Annotated in this window: 7 protein-coding genes; 1 reads left to right on the forward strand and 6 read right to left on the reverse strand. The window is 69.7% G+C overall.

Features of this window, described 5'->3' with window-relative positions; all coding sequences use genetic code 11:
- On the forward strand, positions 1-220 hold a 220-nt coding region (locus DD1DGNOD_RS29785), incomplete at its 5' end, for a hypothetical protein (protein WP_241255826.1).
- Positions 221-487: 267 nt separating this feature from the next.
- On the opposite strand, the gene DD1DGNOD_RS18650 is transcribed toward DD1DGNOD_RS29785, so the two are convergent.
- The 6 genes from DD1DGNOD_RS18650 to ftsZ form a co-directional block, all read right to left on the reverse strand.
- Positions 488-667, reverse strand: a complete 180-nt coding sequence (locus tag DD1DGNOD_RS18650; protein WP_131770716.1) for a hypothetical protein — start codon at positions 665-667, stop codon at positions 488-490.
- A gap of 197 nt (positions 668-864) precedes the next feature.
- Complete coding sequence (locus DD1DGNOD_RS18655; protein WP_131767760.1) at positions 865-1833, reverse strand: DivIVA domain-containing protein; 969 nt, start codon at positions 1831-1833, stop codon at positions 865-867.
- A gap of 90 nt (positions 1834-1923) precedes the next feature.
- On the reverse strand, positions 1924-2190 hold the full coding sequence (locus tag DD1DGNOD_RS18660; RefSeq protein WP_131767761.1) for a YggT family protein: 267 nt from the start codon (positions 2188-2190) through the stop codon (positions 1924-1926).
- Positions 2191-2262: 72 nt separating this feature from the next.
- Positions 2263-2799: a cell division protein SepF gene (locus DD1DGNOD_RS18665; protein WP_131767762.1), complete on the reverse strand. Its 537-nt coding sequence runs from the start codon at positions 2797-2799 to the stop codon at positions 2263-2265.
- Positions 2800-2809: 10 nt separating this feature from the next.
- Positions 2810-3730 (reverse strand): YggS family pyridoxal phosphate enzyme, encoded by a 921-nt coding sequence (locus DD1DGNOD_RS18670; protein ID WP_131770717.1) that lies wholly within the window; start codon positions 3728-3730, stop codon positions 2810-2812.
- Positions 3731-3893: 163 nt separating this feature from the next.
- Positions 3894-5218: cell division protein FtsZ (gene ftsZ, locus DD1DGNOD_RS18675; protein ID WP_131770718.1), on the reverse strand; the 1325-nt coding region annotated here is incomplete at its 5' end.

Genomic DNA, 5218 nt, shown 5'->3' on the forward strand with positions numbered 1-5218 from the left:
GGACATCACCGACCGGATCGGCGTCCGCTGGACGGCGGACACGCCGCAGACGGGCCAGGCCCTGCGGGAGCACGGTTCCACCGTGGCTGCCGAGGTCCTCGCCGTGACCTTCACCGAGGGCGCCGATCCCGCGGGTCAGGCCACGGGCGAGACCGGCCGGACCGCGCCGGACCTCGGGCTGACGTTCTGGTTGCGGCCGGCGGCGGTCGCCACCGACTGACGCAGGTAGTCGTCACCGGCCCTGACGGCGCGGAAACGCAGCCGGTTGACAGCGCGGGAACGGTGTCGGCGTCCGTCACGGGGCCAAGGCATGTTCGGGACGCTCGAAGCGTGCCCCGGAGTCGTGTCGGCGTCCGCCACGGGGCCGAGGCTCGGCTGACGGCTCAGGCCGGGGTTTCGGCCGCGAGCTCAGGCCGGGGTTTTCGGCCGGGCTTCGGGCCGGCGGCGAGGCTCGGCCAACGGCCCAGGCGGGGCTTGGCCGGGGAACTCAGCGAGTGTCCCGGCCTGCCGGTGGGCGCCGGGACGGCCTGCGTACCCCCAGCGGCAGCAGCACCGCCGCCACCAGGCCGATCACGATCGAGGCGTAGACGAAACCGGTGCTGCCCAGGACGCCCATGCCCAGCAGCACAGCCGACAGCAGGACGAGGACGCCGCTGACGACGGTCATGGCTGCCGCCGCCGGAGATCAACGCTCCGGACGCCCTGCACGCAGACAGTTACAAAACCGGTATGCCGGGATCGTGGATACATCCAGGGGCCTTTAGGAGTCCGCGATGCCGTGGTGATGTTCCATCGGCGACGACAACGCGACGGGTGACCGCCTGAGCGCCGATCCGCGCGAACGAAGATCCACCGGGCAGGCCCTTAGAAGTCCTGCAGTCCGGACGCGTCCCGGCGGGCAGCCGTCTCCATGTCGGGTGCGCGGACCCCGCCGTTGTCGTTTCCTCGCGCCATCGCGCCCGCGCCCAGGGGCGAAGCGGACGGGAAGGCCGACGTGGGACCGGAGGCCGCCGCGGAACTGGCGGTGATCCCGACCGGAGGGGGCGGCGGAGGCGGCGGGGAGCCGGTGCCGGGGTTGAGCGGCGGGCGTGAGGGGCCGCCGGCTCCGACAGCCGGCTGTGTCGGCATGCCGTCCAGATCGCGCAGCTGCATCTCCAGGTAGGCGCGCAGACGGGTCCGGTACTCGCGCTCGAAGGCCCGCAACTGCTCGACCTGGCCTTCCAGGCGACGCTTGTCGTCCTCCAGGCCACCGAGCTGTTCGGCGACATGCGCGCGAGCCTCGCCGATGATGCGGTCGGCGTCGGCGCGGGCTTCGCGCCGTGCGCGCTCCGATTCGTTACGAGCCTCCCGCAGCGCCTCGTCCGCGGTGCGTTGGGCGAGCACGAGGGTTCGGGCCACACGCTGTTCGATCTCGGCGTCCAGCTGGGTGTTGCCGGTGCGGGCCGGGGCCGCGGCTGCCGGGGGTACCGCCGGTATGACCGTGGTCGCCGCCGGCTGTGCGGCAGGACGTTCGCGGGCTGCCGCCTGCGCTGCCTGTACTGCCTGGGCCGCCTGTGCCTGAGCCTGCGCGACCTGGCGCCGGGTTTCCTCCAGCTGCCTGCGCAGCTGCTGGTTTTCCTCCAGCACCTGGGCGGGTACACCCGAACCAGCACCGCCGCCCGCGCGGCGGGCCTCGTCGAGCTGTCGGCGCAGGTCGGTGTTCTCGTCCAGGAGCCTGGTGAGCTCGCTCTCGACGTCGTCGAGGAAGGAGTCGACCTCGTCCTCGTTGTAGCCGGTGCGGAACCGGGTCGGGCTGAAGACCTTGTTCTGTACGTCCTGCGGTGTCAGAGCCACGTCGCCTCCTCATGATGCGGCATCGCCGTTCCCCGGAGAGGGCGGTCCAGCGGCAGTCTGCCGCGCGCATTCGCCACGTGCGCGACTTCGTCACAGCCCATCTGCGAGTCTCCGCAAGACCCAGATCACAACTAAGATCAATAAAAATCCGAGGTCGAACGCCACGTTACCCACCCGAAGGGGCGGGATGAACCGCCGCACTAATCTCAGCGGTGGATCAGTGACGGTGTACACGGACTCAAAGACTAGTACCAGGACTCCGGTCGGACGAAAGGTGTGGCTCAGCGAGACCACTAGATCTATCACTACGCGAGCGAACAGTAACAGTAGGTAGACCAGCAGGAGTGCGGAGATCACGTCACCAAGTGTGCTGATGGCGGGCTCTCCTGTACCTGTGGGGACTTGAGTCTGATGACAGCTGACATATGATCATGACTGATTGTAGAAGCCACCCTCACGGATGCGCCGCTTGTCGGTCTCGGTGACCTCGACGTTGTGCGGCGAGAGCAAGAACACCTTGTTGGTGACCTTCTCGATCGATCCGCGCAGGCCGAACACCAAACCCGCGGCGAAGTCGACCAGCCGCTTGGCGTCAACATCATCCATCTCGGTCAAATTCATGATAACCGGAGTCCCGTCCCGGAACTCCTCCCCTATCTGCCGAGCCTCATTGTAGCTTCGCGGCTGCAAGGTGGTGATCCGGTACGGTGACGGCTCCTCGATCGCGGACGGCCTGCGCATCGGAACCGGACCAGCCGGCCGAAGCTGTTCCACCGGGGGACGTCGCGGCATCGCAGGCGGCTCCTCACGTGCATCTATACGACGGACCGACCGCTCGGCGGGCATGGGCTCACCGACGTCGCGTCGGTCCTCACGACCGGCGTCGTCGTACTCGTCTTCGTCGAGGTAGCTTTCGTCCTCCTCGGCCAGACCGAGGTAGACCATCGCCCTGCGCGCGACACCCATGAGCGCGACTCTAAGGGACACCACGCCGTGGACCGAACAAAGCCGTCCCGATGCGAAGGTGTGTCGCGCCTTCGGCCACCGCTTCGGCGAAGTCCGCGGACATGCCGGCACTGATCACCGACGCGTCCGGATGCTCTCGACGAAGCATGTCCGAAACCTCGCGCAGCCTCGCGAAGGCCGGACGGGCCGGCAGGCCGCGCGGCGCAACCCCCATCACCCCGGCGAGGACGAGGCCGCGGCTTACGGCCACAAGGTCGCCCAGAGCGAGGACGTCGGCCGGGCGAACACCACCTCGACCGGTGTCGTACCCGGCCGGATCCAGCGACACCTGCAGACATACGGCGATCTCCCGATCGTACGAGAGCGCCCCACCGGCTAGCGCATTCACCAGTGGCGCACGGTCGACCGACTGCACCCAATGAGCCCATCCAGCCACCGGACGGGCCTTGTTGCGCTGGAGCTGGCCGACAAAATGCCAGCAGGGCCCGGATTCTGGCACAGCCACCGGGCCCGGCTGGCATCCCCGGCCGGCACCATGCCAGCAGGGCCCGGATTCTGGCGCAGCCGCCGGGCCGGGCTGACGAATCTGGTCGGCATCCCCCTCAGGGGCGGCGTCGCGTGCATGCGGCTGCCATGCGGACGAAACCTCACTGTCAAGTTCGCGACCGGAGAGGTATTTCGTCACAGCCGCCACCTTCGGCCGGGCCTCCTGCTCGCGGTTCTCCGCGAAATGCGTGACACCCAGCCCGCTGAGCAGGGCGACGTCCGACGCCGGCCAGTTCTTGCTCACCGCGATGAGGGTGAGCTCGTCGGCCGGGCGACCCGCCGCGGCAGCCGCTGCGGCGATCCGCCCACGGACATCGGCAAGGTTGTGTCGCAGTTCCTCGCGCCGCTGTGCCGAGGCCGGTCCTCCCGCGATCGGTGCGATCATCACCTGTCTCGCCCGTGTCGTGGCAGCCGCATCGTCGCCGGGTGCGCCCGCGGCGGACCGCCGCCGGCCTCATGGTGACCGCACGGGACGTTCAGGACGAACCGCGGGAAGTTCCCGACGAACATGGCCGCCACCTGCGTCCGGACCGATACCGGCAACGAAGCTATTTGAGGAAGTCGGGGACGTCGAGCTCGTCGTCGTCGTCCGCGATCGGCCGGACCGGTCTGCGAGGCGGCGGATAGCTCGGCCGAGGCCCCTCCCTGGGCTCCTTGTACGGCGGATGGCCCTGATCAACGCTGGTGTCGGCGCTTTCCCGCCGGGACGGTGACTGCGCGTCGTGGTTGTAGTCCCGGTCGTCGGAGGCTTCCGCCACCTGGCCGGGCGCGGACGTCCGGGGGTAGGCCGGCTGGGACGACGCACGGGCGGACGACGCCGACGTGTGCGGGGTCGTCACCGCCGTCGCGGGAACGGTCCGGGGCTGCGCGGTCGAGGCGGTGAAGGACGCAGCCGGCGTGACCGTGGCGGGCGCCGGAGGCGAGGAGGCCGCGGGGGCCGTCGTGGGCGTGGATCCCGACGACCCCGAGGCCGAGCCTCCCGAGGCGGCGGAGTTCCCCGTGGCGGCGGGCTGGCCAGCAGTGCTGCGGCGGGAGCCGGGCAGGAACGCCTTGGGCCGGGCCGGGACGGTGTCGAAGCCCGCGGCGATGACCGTCACCCGGACCTCGTCACCGAGCGCATCGTCGATCACCGCACCGAAAATGATGTTCGCCTCGGGATGAGCGGCGTCCGCGACCAGTTCGGCGGCGGCGTTGATCTCGAACAGGCCGAGGTCGGAACCACCCGAGATGTTCAACAGGACGCCCTGGGCGCCGTCCATGCTCGCTTCCAGCAGGGGCGAGGCGATGGCCTGCTCGGCCGCGACGATGGCCCGATCGTCGCCACGGGCCCGCCCGATTCCCATCAGGGCGCTGCCCGCGTGCGACATGACGGTCTTGACGTCGGCGAAGTCGAGGTTGATCAGGCCGGGTGTGGTGATGAGGTCGGTGATGCCCTGCACACCGGAGAGCAGCACCTGGTCGGCGCTGCGGAACGCGTCCAGCACGCTGATGTCACGGTCGGTCATCGCCAGCAGCCGGTCGTTCGGGATGACGATGAGGGTGTCGACCTCGTTGCGCAGGGCGTCGATCCCGGCTTCCGCCTGGGTGGCGCGACGGCGTCCCTCGAAGGTGAACGGACGGGTGACGACACCGATCGTCAGGGCGCCCAGCGACCGGGCGACGTTGGCCACCACCGGTGCGCCGCCGGTGCCTGTGCCACCGCCTTCTCCCGCGGTGACGAATACCATGTCGGCGCCCTTGAGGACCTCTTCGATCTCTTCCCGGTGGTCCTCGGCCGCCTGGCGGCCGACCTCCGGGTCCGCACCCGCACCGAGTCCGCGGGTGAGTTCGCGTCCGACGTCGAGCTTGACGTCGGCGTCGCTCATGAGCAGGG

This window comes from Candidatus Protofrankia californiensis, assembly GCF_900634765.1.
Taxonomy (GTDB): domain Bacteria; phylum Actinomycetota; class Actinomycetes; order Frankiales; family Frankiaceae; genus Protofrankia; species Protofrankia californiensis.